An 18,230-nucleotide genomic window follows, 5' to 3' on the forward strand; every position below is an offset into this window, starting at 1 on the left:
GCTGTCGTGGAACTCCGGATGCTGATCACCGTTGAACTGGCATGAACACAGGAGGTTCTCATGCAGTTGATCGATACACGCGTGACACAGTCCGGCAACTTCTTCACCGTGGAATTCCTGGGCGAGGGAGGGGAGTCGATTGCCGTCAAAATCGAAAATTCTCACGGCGAGCTCGACAACTCGACGGCGCTCGACCGCGCCAAGGTGATGATGGTTCAGCTGACCGCCTTTCCCGGCCGTGACGCAGACGGCAGCATCAACCGTTACGACGCTTTGAGCAACGGCAACTTCGACGAAGGCAGCAAGGGTCTCGTCGGGCAGCCGAGCGCACGTTCGACCCACGATAGCGAGACGCTGGAAGAGGAGCTGAACGAAGGCCTCGAAGACACCTTTCCGGCAAGTGACCCCGTTTCGGCGACGGTGTCCTCCATTCCCGCCAACGCGCCGCGGCACTGATCTTCGCCCGATCCCGCAGATTGGCCGGCTCCTTCCCGGGGCCGGCTTGCGTCTGCATGACGGATTGATGACAAAACTGAAAAACAGCTGAAAACCTGAGATGTCTGATTGACATGGGAGCCTTCTAGAGAGGGCCGGAGAAGGGAGCGTCCATGACACGCTTCCAAGGTCTCGGAGACGCGCGCCCCCATGAAAATCATTCAGATTACGGACACCCATTTCAGCCCCGGCAAGCCGCATTTCAACGGCAACTGGGCGCCGCTTCTGACCTGGATCGAAGACACCGGCGCCGATCTGATCATCCATACCGGCGATCTCACCGTAGACGGCGCCGACAAGGACGAGGACATCGTCTTCTCAATGGATCTCATGCGCCAGGTATCGATCCCGATGCTGATCGTTCCCGGCAATCACGATGTCGGCCACCTCAAGGGCTCCGACCAGCCTGTCACCGCCGAGCGGCTGACCCGCTGGCGCAGCCTTGCCGGCGCCGATCGCTGGCTGGAGGATGCAGCCGGCTGGCGCTTCATCGGCTTGAACGCGCTGCTTCTCGGCCACGAGGACGACGAGGAGGAGGCGCAGTTCGAATGGCTCGAGCGAGCGCTTGCCGACAGGGGCGGGCGGTGCGTGGCGCTTTTCGCTCATAAGCCGCTGTTCGTGGATGCACCCGATGAAGGCGATACCGGTTACTGGAGCGTTCGGCCGGTTCAGCGCCAGCGGCTCTACGATCTGATCGCTGCCCATGACGTGGCTCTTTTCGCAAGCGGCCACCTCCATTGGGCCTGGCAGGGCGGCTTCGGCAATACTCGGCTGACATGGGGGCCATCGGCCGCCTTCATCATCGATAAGATGGAGCGGGAAATGCCAGGCGAGCGCCTGATCGGCGCCGTTGTCCACGACTTCGATACATCGGTCGAAAGCACGATCGTCGCGGTGCCGGGCATGACCGCGCATGTGCTCGACGACGTCGTCCACGAGGTCTATCCCCAGGCAGTCAAGCAGCGAGAACCGGTGGAATGAGCGCGCTCTCGCTTCGCGGCATCACGAAGTCCTTCGCCGGCAATCAGATCCTCAACGGCGTCAGCCTCGATGTCGATGCCGGCGAATTCATCGCGCTGGTGGGTCCCTCCGGCTGCGGCAAGAGCACGCTCTTGCGCGTCCTGGCCGGCCTCGATCATGCCGACCGCGGCGAGATCCTGATCGGCGGGAATGATATGTCCGGCGTGGCCGCGGCTGACCGAAACATTGCCATGGTCTTTCAGTCCTACGCGCTCTATCCGCATCTGACGGCGTCGCAGAATATTGCGGTGCCCCTGGCGATGCGCCGGCTGTCGAAGATGCAGCGGCTGCCATTCATCGGTTCGTTGCTGCCAGGTCAGCGTGCCACGCGCGCGGCGATCGCCCGCGACGTCCGCGATATGGCGACCTCGCTGAAGATCGACCATCTGCTCGACCGGAAGCCCGGCCAGATGTCGGGCGGCCAGCGCCAGCGCGTGGCGCTCGCCCGCGCCATGGTGCGCCAGCCGAGCGTCTTCCTGATGGACGAGCCGCTTTCCAATCTCGACGCCAACCTGCGCGTCCATGCCCGCGGCGAAATCGTCGACCTTCATCGGCGCGCGGGCGTGCCGACGCTTTATGTCACCCATGATCAGGCGGAAGCGCTGTCGATGGCCGACCGGGTGGCCGTGATGATGGGCGGCCGATTGCTGCAGATCGCAAGACCTGAGGTCATCTATGACGATCCGGCCCATATCGAAGTCGCCCGCTTCATCGGCCAGCCGCGTATCAACCTGCTTCCCGCCTTTTCCGAAAACGGCGTCATCCTCTGCGGTGGCCTGCGGTTGATGCTCGACGATGCACCCACCGGCAAGATGCCGGTCACGCTCGCCATCCGGCCCGAATTCGTCTTTCTTTCCAGGAGCCGGCATGACGGCCTTGCCGCTCGAATTGAGCGCATCGAGTTCCTGGGCTCCGAAGTGATCCTCCATTGCCGGCTCGAAGCGATCGGCGAGACCGTCATCGCCAAGGTTCAGCCCTCTGAAGCGGCAGGCCTTGTCACCGGCGATTCGGTCGGACTTCGCTTGTCGCCTGGCCGTACGCTGATCTTTGCAGAGGACGGCAGCCGGCTGGCCGGTACTGTTGCGACGGGGGATCCCGGGCTCGGCTCTGCCGATGCCGGGCTCGGCTCTGCCGATGCCGGGCCGGACGATAGTATTGCCGACAAAGCACAGCGGGAGCGCGCGCATGGCTAGCGTCATCTCCGTGGCCGTGCCCCGCGATTCCGCTGTTGCGCACAGGCGCAGCGAAGCCCGCATCGCGTGGATGCTGGTTCTGCCGGCGATCGTGCTGCTTTTCCTCTTTGTGCTTTTGCCGGTCACGGCGGTCATTCTGCTCGGCTTCACCGATTTCGAACTCGGTTACGGCAAGTTCCGCTTTATCGGTTTCGAAAATTACGCTCATCTGATCACCGACCGCACATTCCGCAAGTCGCTCTGGAATACGACGGTCTATGCCGCAATCGTCGCGCCCGTCTCGATCCTTCTCGGTCTCGGCATCGCCATGCTGATCGAAAGCGAGACCGCGGCGCGCAGTTTCTTCCGCACCGCCTATTTTCTGCCGGTCGCCTCGCTGATCGTCGCCATGGCGACCGTCTGGCAATACATGTTTCACCCGACCATCGGCCCGCTCAACGCGCTGCTGGCGCTTGTGGGACTGTCCGGCCCGAATTGGCTCGGCAGTTCCGGAACTGTGCTCTACAGCCTTTCGATCATCGGCGTCTGGCAATCTGCCGGCTTCAACATAGTGCTTTTCCTGGCTGGGCTCACCGCGATCCCCCGTGAGCTTTACGCCGCTGCCGAAGTGGACGGCGCCAGATCGTCACTCGACCGCTTCCTGCTGGTGACTTGGCCGATGCTCGGGCCGACGACCCTCTTCGTCATCACCATCAGCATCACCAATGCGGTCAAGGTTTTCGAGACGGTCAAGACCCTGACCGAGGGCGGTCCGAACAAGGCGTCGGAAGTGCTGCTCTTTACCATCTACCAGGAGGGATTCGTCTATCTGCGCGTCGGTTATGCCTCGGCGATGACGGTGGTCTTCCTCCTCATCCTGGTGGTGCTGATGTTCCTGCAGTACCGCGTTATCGACCGGCGGGTGCATTACACATGACGATGAGCGCATTTTCCCTCGGCAGGGTCATCCGCCTCAGCCTGCTTTCCCTCGGGGCCATCGTCTTCCTGGCGCCTTACATCTTCATGATATCGGCGGCCGGCAAGACGCAGAGCGATATCTTCACCTCGTCCTTGTCGCTGATCCCGGCTCATCTCGCCTATGCCGAGAATTTTACCAAGGCCTTGAGCCGCGTGCCGATGGCGCAGCTCCTGTGGAACGGCGTTGTCGTCTGCGGGCTGATCTTCGTCTTTCAGGTGCTGGTGGCGATTCCCTGCGCCTATGCCATGGCGAAGCTGCGTTTCGCTGCTGCCCGCGCCATGATGGTGCTTGTCATGCTCGGTCTGTTGGTGCCGATCCATGCGACGGCGCTGCCGCTCTATGTCGCCTTCGACCGCGCCGCCTTGCTCAACAGCTATGCCGCTCTCGTCGCACCCTTTACCATCTCAGTCTTCGCAATCTTCATGTTCCTGCAGTTCTTTCGCGCCATGCCGGACGACCTCATTCATGCGGCGCGTCTCGACGGCATGTCGGAGCTCGGTATTGTCGCCCGTGTCATCGTGCCGAATGCCTGGCCGGCAGTCACCGCCTTTGCCATCTTCTCAGTCGTAGCCCATTGGAACGACCTCTACTGGCCGCTGATTGTCATCAGCCGGCAGGACTACGCTACGCCGCCGCTTGGCCTGATGTATTTCCGCGCCGCCGAGGCCGGCGACGACTACGGCGCGCTGATGGCGGCGACCCTCATCATTACCCTTCCCCTCGTCATCGCCTTCCTGCTTGCGCAGAAGCGTTTTGTCGAGGGCATCACCATGACCGGTCTCAAAGGCTGACCGGCTTTTATCAAGGAGAATGAGCGATGAAACGTGTCACCCAGCTTCTCGCCGCAGCGGCCCTGTCCTTGGCAATCGCGCTTCCCGCGCGTGCTGAGACGACGCTGACGGTTCATTACCCGATGCCGGGCTTTTTCAAGGACGTGATGGACACGATCTCGAAGAAGTTCATGGAAGAAAACCCCGATATCAAGATCCAGTTCGCCAGCCCCTCGGCAACCTATGAAGAGGGCATCCAGACGATCCTTCGCCAGGTCGGCACCAGCGAAATGCCCGATATCACCTTCATCGGCCTGAACCGCTTGCGCATGCTCGACGAACGCGATGTCGCCGTCGACCTCGGCCCGCTCGTCCAGAAGGACGGCAACATGGCTGAGCAGGGCTTCTCCGATACGATCCTCAAGCTCGCCCAGGTCATGGGCAAGCAGGTGGGTCTCGCTTTCGCGACCTCCAACCCGATCATGTATTACAATGCCGATCTCGTGAAGGCGGCCGGCGGCGATCCGGACAATCCGCCGAAGACCTGGGATGAGGTCATCGCGCTCGGCGGCAAGATCAAGGCGCTCGGCAACGGCGTCGATGGCATCGATTTCCGCTGGCAGGGTGATGACTGGATGTTTTCCGCGCTGCTGTTCGGCGCCGGCGGCAAGATGCTGAGCGAGGACGAAACCAAGGTTGCCTTTAACGGTCCCGAGGGCCAGAAAGCCGTCGAGGTCCTGCATCGCATGGCCACCGAAGGCGGAATGCCTGTTTTCACCAAGCCCGCCGGTGAACAGGCTTTTGCCGCAGGCAAAGTCGGTTTCGAGTTCCAGACAACGGGTGCCTTGCGCAACACGATCAAGAATGTCGGCAACAAGTTCGATCTGCGCACGGCCAAGATCCCGCTGATCGATCCGGTGAACGGCCGTCTCCCCACAGGCGGCAACGCGGTCGTCATCCTGACGCATGACGCAGCCAAGCAGGATGCCGCCTGGAAGTTCGCCAAATTCGCCGCCGGCCCCTACGGCGCCTCCGTCGTCGTCCCCGGCACCGGCTATGTGCCGAACAACGAGCTCGCCGCCAAGTCGCCCGAATATCTCGGCGACTTCTACAAGCAGAACCCGCTGTTCCAGGCGGGCCTCAGCCAGATGCCGGTGATGATCCCCTGGTATGCCTTCCCCGGCTCGAATGGCGTCAAGGTCACGCAGACGATCGTCGACAACCTCTCGCGCATCGTCGATCAGTCGGCTGAACCGAAGGAAGCGCTCGACGACGCGGCCGCCGACGTCGAGGGCATGCTGCCGCGCAGCTGATAGTCCTCTTCCGAATGGCAGGGGCCGCCATGCCGAGCGCGCGGCGGCCCTTTTGTTTTGCCGGGCTTCAGATGGCACGCACCGTGCCGCCGCGGCGAAGCGTATAGGCGACATCGAGATGGCGGGCAGGGGCGGCGTTTTCCGCCATGTCGAGCAGCAGCGAGGCGGCCGTCGCCCCCATGCTGGCATCCGGCATTTCTATGGTTGTCAGCGGCGGATCGATCAGCCGGCCGATGGCGATGCCGTCGAAGCCGGCGACCGAAACATCTCCAGGCACCGAAAGCCCTTCGCGCTTCAGTGCGCCGATGACGCCGAGGGCAAGCAGATCGTTGGAGGCGATGATCGCTGTCGGCGAAAGCGAATTCATCGCCGTGCTGAGATCGAGCTGGTCATAGTCGCCGACGAAGGAGATCTGGATCGCATCAGGCGGTGTCAGGCCGTTCTCGGCCATGGCGTCGAGATAGCCCTGGTAGCGAAGACGGGCGCGGTCGGAGGCGGCGAAATTGCCGGAGAGAAAGAGAATGTGGCGGTGGCCCATGCCTATCAGGAAGGTCGTGAGCCTGCGGCCGGCACCACGATTGTCGGCGGTTACGGCGGCCGGAAACTGCGCCGTCGGCAGATTGTTGAGAAGCACGGTCGGTGGCAGCCTGGCGAGCAGCGCTTCGCTCGTCGACGGGTCGCAGACGGTGAGGATGAGCCCAGTCGGCCGGTCGTTCAGAAGTGCGGCAACGGCATCGGCCTCGAGCGCCGGATCGTAGTTCGACTGTGCGATCAACACGCCATGGCCGGCTACCAGCATGCGATTCTGGATGCTTGCCAGCGACGAGGCAAACACCGGATTGGTGATGCTCGGGATTAAAACGCCGACCACAGGCCTGCGTCCGAACCGCCCGGCGGCGTGATAGCCGAGCTCCGCGGCAGCGCGGCGCACCCTTCGCACCATCAAATCGCTGGCTGGCCCGTTGCGGTTGAGAACCCTGCTTGCGGTCGCCAGCGAACATCCTGCCCGGAATGCGACCTGCTGCAATGTCGCCATCGAAAGCGCCTCGCATCAATCAAATTCATTGCGGCGCTTTAAGGGGTTTCGATGACATTGATCTGACACTTCGCCGCGGGAGCGGGGAGGGCGTCGGTCATGGACGACGTTTGACCACGCGCATGTTCATCTCCGACCGGACCACGAAGCCCTGCGCCTTGTAGAGCGAAATGGCGGATGTGTTCGCTGCGTAGGCATGCAGATAGGCCCGGTCGCCGACGGATGCGATTTGTCCAGCAACGAAACGGAAGAGCAGGGTGCCGAGGCCGCGCCCCTGGAAATCGGGATGGGTACAAAGCCCGCTGAGCTCGATAAAGCCCGTCTGCCGCATACGCTGACCGGCCATGGCCACGAGGCGGCCTTCATGCCTTATCCCCCAAAAGCGGCCAAGGCTCTGGGCACGCAGAGTGAACGGCCCGGGCCTGGTCAAGGTCGCCAGATCAAGCATGTCGGCGGCATCAGCTTCCGTCAGCGGCTGGATGCGGCGATCCGTAATTTTCTCGTGAGGTCGCTCGGCGACCATCTGGGTTACCGAGGCCTCCGCGATGACGACAAGACCTGATGGAACAGCGATCGGTCCAGCCTCGACGAGAAACATGCTCTCTTCGCCGGAGGGTAGATTTTCCAGAGCGTCGAGGCTTTCCGGGCTATCGTCGGCGGAGGCCGCGAAGGGAACGATCGACGGCGGATACCGGCGCGCGCATTTACCGCCTTCGGCGAGATCGGCATGCGCGCTCTGCAGAGCGCTCCAGATCGGCCGGTCGAGCACATGATTCATCGTCCTTCCTCCTGCTGTCCGTCTGAAGGGACGCGCGACGCAGCAACCGTTCTCCGGTGAATGAGCGGCGCCGCCGCAAGCCCATCCTCGATTGCTGCCAATTGCTCGAGGATCGGCCCGTCGAGATCGCCGCAGAGGTCCGCAACCGCAGCCGCGACGCGCGGCCAGATCGTCGTCTTGGAATGATCGACGAGTTCCTGCCCCTTGTCGGTCAGCGACACCAGTCTGCGGCGCTGATCGTCCGGCGCAGGCTGCATATCGACGAAGCCGAGTTCGAGAAGCTGGCCAATGGTCCGCGTCGCACCGGGTTGCGTGATGCCCACCGACTGGGCCAGCTCGCCGATCGTCAGCGGTCCGCCGCGGTCGATCGCGGCAAGGAATGGATATTGGCCGGCCTGAATTCCAAGTCCGGCGCCGTCGATGATCTGCTGCGTATCGGCCTGCAATCTTTCGCCGATGCGCCGGAGCCGGCTGCCAAGGCACAAAAAGCCGAGCGTTCGAACCACATCCTCGACCATGCCGACCTCCAGTTGGATAGCACGTTATATAACGTGTTATATATATCCGGGAAGTGCGATTTCAGGGTCAGGGGATCACCGGCGGCGAAAGCGTTGAATTGACGCGCGGCTGTTCAATCAGCCGCGCCGTTTCTCAGTCCACAGAAGCACCGCCAGGACACTGCTGAGCAGGCCGAGGGATAATGGCAGGCCCTGATGCCCGATCAGCTGCATTGCCAGTCCGGCCGCGGGTGAGCCCGCGATGCCGCCGGTGCCCCAGGCGAAGGCGAAGGCTGCATTGCCGGCGATCAGGGTCTGGCCAGTGAAGCGCTCGCCGAGCTGAATCAGTGACGTGGTGTAGAGCCCGAAGGATACGCCGCCCCAGACGAAAACCAGCGGCCAGACGAGCCAGGTGTCGAAGATGAACGCCAGCGGCAGGCAGCCGCTGAGGCAAGCCAGCACACAGAACAACATGGTCAGAGTCGCGCCGAACCGCTCGGCCGCTCGCCCCAGCAGGATCTGCAGCACGGCATTGCCGGCGACGAAACAGGTGATGAGCGAAGCAATGCGCCCCTCGGCGCTGCCGAGTGCCGCTCCGTAGACGGCGAACAGGGAAAGCAGGATCTGCTCGAAGGCGGCGGCCGTGAAAACCGCAAACAGCAGCAGCGGCGCCAGCCGGAAAAAACCGCCGACCGACGTTGCCTCACCTTCAACAGGCATGTCAGGCAGGCGTGGGGCCACGGCAAGCACGATCAGGCCGCAGGCAAGGAGGGCCGTCACACCAATCATGAAGGGCGGCCAGCCTTCGGTACCGGCGAGGCCAAGGGATAGTGGGCCGACGGCGAAACCAGCCGAAACGATGAATAGAGGCCCATGATGCGGCCGCGGCGCGACGCCGGCGTGATCGTGATCAGCCAGGTTTCGCTGATCACGTACAGCGGATTGGCAAAGAAGCCGAGCAGGAAGCGCAGCGGCATCCAGGCCAAGACGTGCTGGGTCCAGGCGATCGCAACCAGGGTAAGGGCGGCCAGGATCGAACAGAGTACTGCAAGCCGCGATCCGCCTAGCTGTCGCGACAGCGCCGGAATGAGCGGCGCCGATATGATGAAACCCAATGGCGTCATCGCTGCCGAGAGGCCGATCAGACCTGATGTCAGTCCCTGCCGCTCCAGGACGAAGCTCAGCAGTGGATAGGTCAGCCCCTGCGCCACGGCAAACACTGTCACCGTCGCTATAATGCCTATCATCGCCGCCCATGGAATCCGATCCTCGCGCGGTGATGTCGTGCTTGCGGCGGTCATGCAGATCTCCTCTTCAGTCGGGACGGCCGGCCCATGAGCTGAAGTGGGGAATTCTGCGGAATCGGGGGAGCGCCGTAATTAAGCCTAGCCAAAACGTTCTCAAAAACTTCCAAACGGACTATAGATCCGCATCATGCAGGGATTGCGCTTTGCCTTTGGTCCGTTCGTGCTTGATCCGGATGCGGGAACGCTCCTTCGGAACGATGATCCCATCGCCATTAGCCACCGCGGGCTGAAGCTGCTCGCGGCGCTCGTCGGGCGAACAGGCGAAATCCTTGCCAAGACCGAACTGATGGACGCGGCCTGGCCGGGCATGGCGGTCGAGGAAGGCAACCTCACCGTCCAGATCGCGCAGCTGCGCAAGCTGCTCGGCCCGTCCACCGGCGGCGGTGAATGGATCGCAACGGTTCCGCGCATCGGCTACCGCTTCACTGGAGCGGTGCATCGGCTCAGCGGCTTGAAGCGAAAAACCTTGCCGCTGCCTGACAAGCCGTCGATCGCTGTGCTGCCTTTCCTGAATATCGACAACGATCGCGAACAGGAGTCCTTCGTGGACGGGTTGACGGAAGACCTGATCACCGACCTCTCCAGAATGCCCGGTCTGTTCGTCATCGCCCGCAACTCGGTCTTTGCCTATAAGGGCAAGGCGATCGAGGTCCGAGGTATCGCCGACGAGCTCGGTGTGCGCTACCTGTTGGAGGGCAGTGCGAGACGTGCCGCCGGGCGCGTGCGCATCAACGCCAAGCTGATCGACGCGGTAAGCGGGGATCACCTCTGGGCGGAACGCTTCGATCGCGGCCTGGATGATATCTTCGCCGTTCAGGACGAGGTGACGACAAGGATCGTCGAGGCGCTGCTCGGCCGACTGCGCGCACCGCCGCCGCGAAATCGGCCGAAGAGCCTCGATGCCTACGACCTTTGTGTGCGGGCGCGCAAGCTCATGGACGATGCCCCGCAGGCGGCTGAGGAAGCGCATCTGATGCTGACGCGCGCCGTCACCCTCGACCCTGACTATGCCGAGGCCTATCGCTGGCTTGCCATGAACCACTGGATGGGATGGGTTCATAGCGGCGGACCGACGGAATTGGATCGCGACGCTGCTCTGGAACTGGCTCGAAAGGCCGTCTCGATCGATCCCAACGATGCCGGCTGCCGTTGGGTCCTCGCCTATCTGCTTGCTTACGCACGCGATTTCGATGAGGCGGATGCGCAATTCGCCAAGGCAATCGAACTCGACCCGAACGAAGCGGATACATTTGCCGCATTATCCGACGTCACGGTCCTGGCCGGGCGGATTGAGGAAGGTCTCGAGCATGCTCGCAAGGCTTTCCGGCTGAATCCCTTTCCTGCAAGCTGGTATTATCTGGCGCTTGGACAGGCGCAATATGCAGCCGGGCAATATGAGGCCGCTGTCGAGACGCTGCGTCACGACGAAACCTATCGAACAAGCTCCCGTCGTTTCCTGGCGGCAAGCCTGGCGCAGCTCGGCCGGCTCGACGAGGCGCGGGTGGAGACAAAACTCTTCCTTGTCGCCAACCCTGGCTTTTCCAGCCGCCACTGGGCGGCGACCGAACCATTTCGCGACGCCCAGACCCTTGACCATTTCATGGACGGCTACCGCAAGGCAGGCCTTCCGGAATAGACCGCCGCAGCGGTGACTGGCCGACAAGCCGTGGCTTTCGGCTTGAATGATTTGAGGCCAGTCTGCCTATATTGCGACAGGGTAAGGCCGATATCGGATGCGCTGCGGTCCGGGCTCCTGGAAGGCGTGAAGCCGACATTCATGATGAGCGAGGAGATCAACGCGGTTTGTCACGATCAGCTGCTGCCGGGCGATCGAGACGTAACCGCCGCATGGATTGTCGAACAGACGCTGATTCATGACGGCACGCCACATCCCGGCGGGACTTTCCGACTTGGGCGGAATGGCTGGCGAGATCCGGCGCAAACCAGCCTCCACGAGATCGCGAATTGAAGATCAATTCTACCGCCGCCGTGATCCAGGCGGCGTTCGCGGCGAGGGGCGTCGCCCTCGTTCGGAAGGCGCTCGTGGCCCAGGAACTCGACGGCGGCAGGCTGGCTCATCTGTTGCCGGATATCCGCCGGCCGGTAAAGTGGGCCTATTACATCGTTGCTGCAGCCAAGGCGCTGCGCCGGCAGGAGGTTGCGGGCGTTTCACAAGTGGCTGGCTTCGCGTCGCATCTCCTGATGACTTGGCGTCCGGTTCAAATAGCCACGTTCGCCGCGGCTGACATCACATCGCGAGGGGCGGGACCGCCGAAGAGATTTCGGCCACCTTCCTCCACTTCGGTGAAACACCAGCGCACGACGCCATCGCGGTCGAGCAGGAATTCGCCGACAAGCTGGCCATGGCCCGTGGCGATCATCCGCGTGTCATCCTCGGTGAATTCATAACCATCGGCCTTGTCGAGATATTCCACCGCCGCCATCACATCCATAGGCTCTGGCAGCTCGCCCGGCATGTCGATCCGCATTGACGACATCGTGCTCATGCTGACCTTGTAAGGCCATTCGTTCTCGGACTCGGTGAACTCGATATTGGGCAGACCGAAGGCTCTGTGCGATACCCGCTCGGGGTCGGATGCCGCCAGCAAATTGGGAAGCGGATGGTAGCGGAAATAGAGGCGCGCTCGTTCGATCGGCGTATTGACGACCGTCAGGCTGTCGATGCCTTTCTCCTGCAACGCATCGGTGAGTTCGGCCATGGCGGCGATCTGCCGGCGGCAGAAGGGGCAGTGGAGGCCGCGAAACAAGCCAACGAGAACCGGCTTCTGACCGCGAAAATCATCGATGGCGATCTTGCCATGGCGGGTAATCGCATCCAGCACCACGTTGGGCGCGCGATCTCCAGGCTGTAATGGTCTATCGGCGTGGTTCTCCTGCATTGTTAGCTTCTCCCTTTATGTCTCTGAATGTTTAGCCTAATTGATGCAGAGCGACCAATGAGACGCTGAGCCTTTAGTCGAGAAACGGCAAGACGACGAATGTGCCTGGGTCTAGCTTGTGGCGGATGCATACGTCCTGCGCCAGCGCGAAATACCGTTCCGCTTCATCCATGTGGTCGTGTTCAAGGCTCAGTGTCGCTAAGCCATCATAGCACGGAAAGAGCAGTTGCGGCTCGTCAATTTCCTCCGCAACCTCAAGGGCTTCCTCGTAATACTTACGAGCTAGCTTCGGCTGCCCATGGCATTGATGTATCTGCCCGAGCACGATCAGCGGCACGGAGAGATGGTCGCGCTGATCGAGCGCCCGGTCGATTTCCACAGCCCTTTCCGCCGCCGGCACCCCCTCGGCGCCGCAGCGATCGGTGAAGGTGCAGCACGAGACCGCGAGATTGGCGAGAAGACGCGCTTGAAATCCGAGATCGCCGATACGCGTGGCAACCTCCAATCCGCGCCGGCAGATCTTTATGGCATTGGCCGGATCGACGATCGTGTAGAGAACCCCGAGATTGGAATAGGCGCGGCAGGCGGCGCTTTGCAGATCGGCCTTTTCGGCGACTGAGAGGCTGCGCTCTACTTCCTGCACGGCATCGCGGCGGCGTCCGAGCCGCGCAAGCGCTGCCCCCTTGGTGTTCAGCGCCTCGGCCATCGCCCGCGCTGCCTCCCGCCCGGCCTCCGTCGTTCCGTCGACCGGCAGCGATTGCAGGCATTGCAGCGCCTGTGTCGCCCACTCGGCGGCGGCGGCGTGGTCGCCCATGCGGAAGGCGAGGTGGCCGCGTTCCTGCAGGAGATGGGCATGTTCGACTGGCGCATCGATCGCGGCGATCATCGCTTCGGCTTCTGCGCAATGGACCTCCGCCTGATCGCGGCGCCCCGCATCGAGATGGAGGCGGCCCATCTTGCGCAAGATCCTTGCAGCGGCGATCCGATCGTCTTTCTCGCGATGGGCCGCAAGCGCTTGCTGATAGTAGTTCAAGGCGGTGTCGCGCCGGCCGGCGGGACCGCAGAGATCACCGAGGCGCTCCAGTACGGCCGATTGCTCCGGCGTCACCTGTGGCTCGTTGGCGAAGGCCGCAAGCGCCTGACGATAGAGACGCATGGCATCGTCATTGGCGTAAGTCTTGCGCGCCATATCGCCCGCCGCCATCAGATAGCTGGCGCCCTTGGCCCTTTCGGTGGTCAGGCTGAAATGATGGCCAAGCTGCGCCATATGCTCTGCTCGATCCGGCGCCACGCCATATTGGTGTTCCAGCGCCTGGCCGATCCGTCGATGAAGCTCCATGCGCCTTTGCAGCAGAAGATTATGGTAGATGACGTCGTGCATCAGCGTCTGGCTGAAGCGATAACCCGGCGATATCACGGCATCCGGTCCGCGCAGTTCCTCGATGATGTTGGCATCGCAGAGATAGTCCAGCGCCGCATCGACGGCGGCAGGATCGGTCGCGACCGTGCGGAGCAGGGCGGTGTCGAACTTCGGCCCGACGACGGCCGCCTCCTGCGCCAAACGCCTGATCTCCTGGGGCAAGCGGTCGACGCGCGCAAGCAACAGGGCTTGCAGGTTGACGGGTATATCGACATCGGTGTCTTCGGCCGCAACATGCCAGCGCTGGCCGTCATGATGCAGCGTGCCCATGTCGATCAGTCCGCGCAGGATTTCCTCAATGAAAAGCGGATTGCCGCCGGCACGCTCGAGGATGCGCTTGCGCATCGGCACCGGCAACTTGCCTTGACCCTCGCCAAAAAAGGCGGCGAGCAGCTTCTGCCCATCGGCAGCGAGGAGGGGGCCGAGACGCTGCACGGTGACGCTGACGCGATTGGAGTTCAGCGGGTCGGTCTGTGACGTCGGCCGATAGATGGCAAGCAGCATTAGCCGGCTGCGCTCCAGCCGGTCCATCATGAAGCGGAGCACCTCCAGCGAAGCGGAGTCTGCCCAGTGGAGATCCTCGATGACAAGCAGGAGCGGGCCTTGCGCCAGCCGCCGCTCGAAAACCGTCCGGACCGCATGGAAGATCTGGCGCCGCAACTGTTCCGGTTCGATATGCCGTAGCGCGCCATCGGGATCGCCAAGGCCGAGGACATGCAGGAAGAACGGCAAAAGCGCCTCGACATCGTCAGGCCTGAGATCGAGCGAACGGAATCCAGTCGTCAGAAGTTGTCGTATCCTGTCTGGATCGTCGCGCTCGCCGATGCCGTAGGCGCTCCGCACGACCGCAGCAAGTGTGCCGTAGGACTGTTCGCCGAGGGGAGAGCAGGTGGCCTTGCGGATGGCAAGGCCGGGGAAACGGTCCACATTGGCGGCGACTCCGACGAATTCGCTGGCCAGACGCGACTTGCCGATTCCCGCTTCGCCGATCAGGCGGACAAGCTGGGCGGCGCCGCCACAGGCAAGATCAAGGCAGGTCAGCAGGCGCGACAATTCCGCGTCCCGTCCGACCATCGGCGCGTGAAGTCCGAAACTTTCGAGCCCGCGCGCCTTATGCGGCGCTTCGAGCAGCCCGGTTAGCCGATGTACGAGCACGTTTCCACTCTTGCCGCGCAAGGTCTGCGCGCCAAGATTGTCGAAGGCAAAGGCGTGGCGGGTGAGGCGATAGGTCAGCGGACCGACGAGGATATCGTTCTCGCCGGCCATTGATTGCAGGCGTTGGGCGGTGTTCACCGTGTCGCCGGTCACGGAATAGGATTTTGTACTGGCGGCGCCGAAGCCGCCGGTGACGACAGGGCCGCTATTGATGCCGATATGCAGGCGAAGCGGCACGCCGGCGCGCGACTGCCAGCGTGTGCCGACGGCGGTGGCCCGGTCTATCATATCAAGTGCGGCGCCAAGTGCCCGCACCGGATCGTCCTCGTGGGCGACCGGCGCACCGAACAGCGCCAGGAGTGCATCGCCGACGAATTTGTCGACGAAGCCGCCATAGGCTTCCACCGCCCGGGTCATTTCTTCGAACAATTCGTTCTGCAGCACCCGCATGGTTTCGGGGTCAATTTGCTCGCTCAGTGTCGTAAAGCCGCAAAGATCGGCAAAGAGCACCGTCACCGGCCGTCGATCGGCATCACCATCGGATTGAGTCGGTATTGCCGCGGAGGCTGGCTTCGCGGCGGGCTGGGCTTTGCTTGAGATCGATGCGCCGCACTTCGGGCAGAAGGCGAAATCCGCCTGACACGGGTAGCCGCAGGCGGCGCAGGAGAGGGGTTGCCTTGCGCCGCATCGCGGACAGAAAGCAAAACCACTCTGAATATCGAAACCGCAGCCGGCGCATTCCATCGCAGGCATCTCACCAACCCGATGTGCAACGGCCATGGCAGCCGCAGCCGGCGGGCTTCACAATAGAGATAGGATGAACCTGACGACGAAGACCCGCAAGCACAAACAGCCGGCGGCCCACCTTATCTCCCAGCCTCTGCCGTTCCTTTATCCGTCCGACGGCAAAATTCGATCAACTGCTCCGAGGTCATTGGCTGTGCCAGAGCGTAACCTTGCAACAGATGGCAACCGAGATCTTTGAGGATCTTCGCGTGCTCCATCGTCTCCACGCCTTCGGCAACGATGTCGATGTTCTGTGACCGGCCGATTTCGATAATCGAGGAAACCAGACGGCGTTGAGAAGGAGAGGCGATAATCGGTTTCACAATCTCTCGATCGATCTTGAGCCTTCGGGGCTCAAATCGAAGCAAGCTGACGATACTGGCATGTTCCGTGCCGAAATCATCGATTTCGATTTCGATGCCGAGCGCCTTGATTGCAGGAATCACCTCGTTCATAGCCGGCTGAAGCTCGTCGAACGAGATCGTTTCAAGCAGCTCGAAACACAAGCGGCCCCTCGCTGCGCGAAGCTCAGTAAGCTCGGCAAGCAGACTTGCCTGCGCCAGTCGGCGCGCTGAAATATTGACCGAGACTCTTGGGATTTGTATTCCCAAGCTGTCCCATCTCGTCAGCTCGAACAGCGCCTTGTGAAGGATCAGCCTATCCATGTCTCCGCTACGCCCGAGCCTTTCCGCCGCATCAAGAAACGCGCTCGGGCCGAGCAGACCTCTTTGCGGATGATCCCAGCGGGCGAGGGCTTCGACCCCTGCGATCGCCAAGGTATTGGCATCGAACTGCGGCTGAAAGAATGCAACGAGTTCATCGCGTTCGAGCGCTTGGTTGAACTCATTCGCCAAATCTTTCGAACGTATTGCGGCGCTGCGAAGCTCTTCGGTGAAAACGGCCGCGCGGCCGCGACCCGCCTTTTTCGCCTCGTACAGAGCCAGATCGGCATTCAGAAGCAATTGGCCGAGGTCCCGCCGAGCAGGTTCAGCCTCCCAGGCGACACCGACGCTTGCGCCGACCACATATGCTGCTTCATCGATGAAGACGGGCCGCTGGAGCGTATCGACAATCTGTTCGGCCAACTCGCTTGCTTTAGGCCCGGGATTGGCGCTCCAGCTGGCGAAGATGAACTCGTCGCCACCGATCCTGGCCGCGACATCGTTTGGACCGGTCAGATCGACGAGCCGCGAAGCCGTTGTTTGCAGGACGACGTCGCCTCCGGCATGCCCCTTGGTGTCGTTGATCTCCTTGAATCGGTCAAGGTCGATATGAATGAGGATCAAGCAATCTTCCGGAGCGGGTCGCGGCGGTTGCGAGATCATCTGGTCGACGAACCGCCGATTGGGAAGTCCCGTCAGCGCGTCGTGCAGCGACAGGTATTCCAGCCGTTGCCGCGCGCGAACCAGCTTCTTCTTGTGCAGGCGAAGCTTTTCGATGGTTCTTTGGCGCGATCTGGTCAGGAACCCGACCCAGACGATGGGTGCAACGACACAGAAAGCCAACAGGCTCGCATAGAGCTCGAAGGCACCGATTCCGTTTCCTTGGCCCCATCCGTGCTTCGGACGCGCGGCGAGGGTCCATCGGCCGTAGGTCATATCCACATTTGCCACGACCGGCTGCCTCTGAAAGGTCTCCAGGCGCCCGAGAAAAACCTGATTGGACGAAGTCGGCTCCGGTACAGTGCCGATGGCAATCTCAAGATCGGTTGAAGCGAGACCGCTGTCGCCGTAGAGCCTCGGAATGTCTATGATTCCCGAGAGCAGGCCCCAAAAGATCTGGCTGTTTCCGTCGTTGATATAGACAGGGCACCTGACCACGAAAGCCGTTCCGCCCTGGACAAGCTCCACTGGGCCAGTCAAAACGATATTGTGGGTGTTACGCGCCAGCATCGCGGCAGCTCGTTGCTTCTCGTTCTTCCGGTAGTCGAGCCCGATCGCTCTTTGATTTCCTTTTTCCGGATAAACCCACCTGACCACCATGTCCGGCGCAGCAGCGAAGCTTCGCAATTGTGAATCGGGCTGCAGGATCTGTGCTGCGAGCTTGGAAAATTCGTTTTGACCCATCGCGGGATCGACCGCGATGCCCGCCGCCAGGCCTTGCAGCAGTTTCACATTGCTGTTGAGGTTCGTCTGCAGCCGAGATGATATGGTGGCGAGCTCACCGGCGACAATCGAGCGTTCGTTCGCCAGAGCGCGCTCCAGCCGCCAGTTCGTCGCCATCCAGACGACGATGACTGCAATAATGGCCGCAAATATCGCCGGAGCGAAGGCGCTCACGTGGCTGGTTAGGGAGCCCGCGCGGTTGCGCAATATCTTTGGACCTCTTCGAAATTTCATCAGATCGCCGGTGTGGATGATAGAACTCATCCTTGCACAGTTTCTTTAAGGCAACGCTAAATCGACCAGCGACAATTGGGAAACCGAGTACGATCGAATTTCAGTCCGCACGCCATTTACCAGAACGTCGAGAGGCGAGACTGTCGCATCTCTAAGTGGCCCAACTGTCGCATTGCTAAATAGCCGTGGAGAATCTACACCAAGTGCAACATGGGCGTTTGAAGGGTAGGGGATCAGCCGCATTCACGCAAATGCGCCATGAA

14 protein-coding genes and 2 pseudogenes are annotated in these 18,230 nt (G+C 61.9%); 9 read left to right on the plus strand and 7 right to left on the minus strand.

The window, feature by feature from the left end; all coding sequences use genetic code 11:
* The first annotated feature begins 60 nt into the window (after positions 1 to 60).
* The 6 genes from FFR93_RS18115 (at position 61) to FFR93_RS18140 (ending at position 5,749) form a co-directional block, all read left to right on the plus strand.
* Complete coding sequence (locus tag FFR93_RS18115) at positions 61 to 456, plus strand: hypothetical protein (RefSeq protein ID WP_138394226.1); 396 nt, start codon at positions 61 to 63, stop codon at positions 454 to 456.
* Between the two features lie 189 nt (positions 457 to 645).
* Positions 646 to 1,476: a metallophosphoesterase gene (locus tag FFR93_RS18120; protein ID WP_138394227.1), complete on the plus strand. Its 831-nt coding sequence runs from the start codon at positions 646 to 648 to the stop codon at positions 1,474 to 1,476.
* Positions 1,473 to 2,708, plus strand: coding sequence for an ABC transporter ATP-binding protein (locus FFR93_RS18125; RefSeq protein WP_138394228.1), 1,236 nt, complete (start codon positions 1,473 to 1,475; stop codon positions 2,706 to 2,708). The genes FFR93_RS18120 and FFR93_RS18125 overlap by 4 nt, the downstream gene beginning before the upstream one ends.
* Positions 2,701 to 3,624 carry a sugar ABC transporter permease gene (locus FFR93_RS18130; RefSeq protein ID WP_138394229.1) on the plus strand — a complete coding sequence of 308 codons (924 nt, stop codon included), beginning with the start codon at positions 2,701 to 2,703 and terminating at the stop codon, positions 3,622 to 3,624. Before FFR93_RS18125 ends, FFR93_RS18130 begins: the two co-directional genes overlap by 8 nt.
* Positions 3,621 to 4,457 carry a carbohydrate ABC transporter permease gene (locus FFR93_RS18135; RefSeq protein WP_138394230.1) on the plus strand — a complete coding sequence of 279 codons (837 nt, stop codon included), beginning with the start codon at positions 3,621 to 3,623 and terminating at the stop codon, positions 4,455 to 4,457. Before FFR93_RS18130 ends, FFR93_RS18135 begins: the two co-directional genes overlap by 4 nt.
* A 26-nt stretch (positions 4,458 to 4,483) precedes the next feature.
* Positions 4,484 to 5,749, plus strand: coding sequence for an ABC transporter substrate-binding protein (locus FFR93_RS18140; protein WP_138394231.1), 1,266 nt, complete (start codon positions 4,484 to 4,486; stop codon positions 5,747 to 5,749).
* 67 nt (positions 5,750 to 5,816) lie between these two features.
* Here the strand turns inward: FFR93_RS18140 and FFR93_RS18145 are convergent, their stop codons facing one another.
* The 4 genes and pseudogenes from FFR93_RS18145 to FFR93_RS18160 form a co-directional block, all read right to left on the minus strand.
* On the minus strand, positions 5,817 to 6,785 hold the full coding sequence (locus tag FFR93_RS18145) for a substrate-binding domain-containing protein (RefSeq protein ID WP_138394232.1): 969 nt from the start codon (positions 6,783 to 6,785) through the stop codon (positions 5,817 to 5,819).
* A gap of 97 nt (positions 6,786 to 6,882) precedes the next feature.
* Positions 6,883 to 7,563, minus strand: coding sequence for a GNAT family N-acetyltransferase (locus FFR93_RS18150; protein WP_138394233.1), 681 nt, complete (start codon positions 7,561 to 7,563; stop codon positions 6,883 to 6,885).
* Positions 7,560 to 8,081: a MarR family transcriptional regulator gene (locus FFR93_RS18155; protein ID WP_064712784.1), complete on the minus strand. Its 522-nt coding sequence runs from the start codon at positions 8,079 to 8,081 to the stop codon at positions 7,560 to 7,562. Before FFR93_RS18155 ends, FFR93_RS18150 begins: the two co-directional genes overlap by 4 nt.
* 117 nt (positions 8,082 to 8,198) lie before the next feature.
* Positions 8,199 to 9,361, minus strand: a pseudogene (locus tag FFR93_RS18160) (MFS transporter).
* A 133-nt stretch (positions 9,362 to 9,494) separates the two neighbouring features.
* Here FFR93_RS18160 and FFR93_RS18165 point away from each other — a divergent pair.
* From FFR93_RS18165 to FFR93_RS41510, 3 genes and pseudogenes are all read left to right on the plus strand, one after another.
* Positions 9,495 to 11,003, plus strand: coding sequence for a winged helix-turn-helix domain-containing tetratricopeptide repeat protein (locus FFR93_RS18165; protein ID WP_138394234.1), 1,509 nt, complete (start codon positions 9,495 to 9,497; stop codon positions 11,001 to 11,003).
* Between the two features lie 144 nt (positions 11,004 to 11,147).
* On the plus strand, positions 11,148 to 11,336 hold the full coding sequence (locus FFR93_RS41505; protein ID WP_246661333.1) for a hypothetical protein: 189 nt from the start codon (positions 11,148 to 11,150) through the stop codon (positions 11,334 to 11,336).
* Positions 11,291 to 11,458, plus strand: a pseudogene (locus tag FFR93_RS41510) (LysR family transcriptional regulator); the annotation flags it as partial. The gene FFR93_RS41505 and the pseudogene FFR93_RS41510, both read left to right, overlap by 46 nt.
* Before the next feature lie 128 nt (positions 11,459 to 11,586).
* Here the strand turns inward: FFR93_RS41510 and FFR93_RS18175 are convergent.
* The 3 genes from FFR93_RS18175 to FFR93_RS18185 all read right to left on the minus strand — a co-directional run bounded on the left by FFR93_RS18175 (position 11,587) and on the right by FFR93_RS18185 (position 17,967).
* Entirely contained in the window at positions 11,587 to 12,267 is a 681-nt protein-coding gene (locus FFR93_RS18175; RefSeq protein WP_064708906.1) for a peroxiredoxin-like family protein, read from the minus strand.
* 73 nt (positions 12,268 to 12,340) lie between these two features.
* Entirely contained in the window at positions 12,341 to 15,586 is a 3,246-nt protein-coding gene (locus FFR93_RS18180) for an adenylate/guanylate cyclase domain-containing protein (protein WP_138394249.1), read from the minus strand.
* A gap of 122 nt (positions 15,587 to 15,708) precedes the next feature.
* Positions 15,709 to 17,967: a bifunctional diguanylate cyclase/phosphodiesterase gene (locus FFR93_RS18185; protein ID WP_138394250.1), complete on the minus strand. Its 2,259-nt coding sequence runs from the start codon at positions 17,965 to 17,967 to the stop codon at positions 15,709 to 15,711.
* Between the last annotated feature and the right edge of the window lie 263 nt (positions 17,968 to 18,230).

Source organism: Rhizobium sp. MHM7A (assembly GCF_005862215.1).
In the GTDB taxonomy this organism is placed as follows: Bacteria; Pseudomonadota; Alphaproteobacteria; order Rhizobiales; family Rhizobiaceae; genus Rhizobium; species Rhizobium bangladeshense.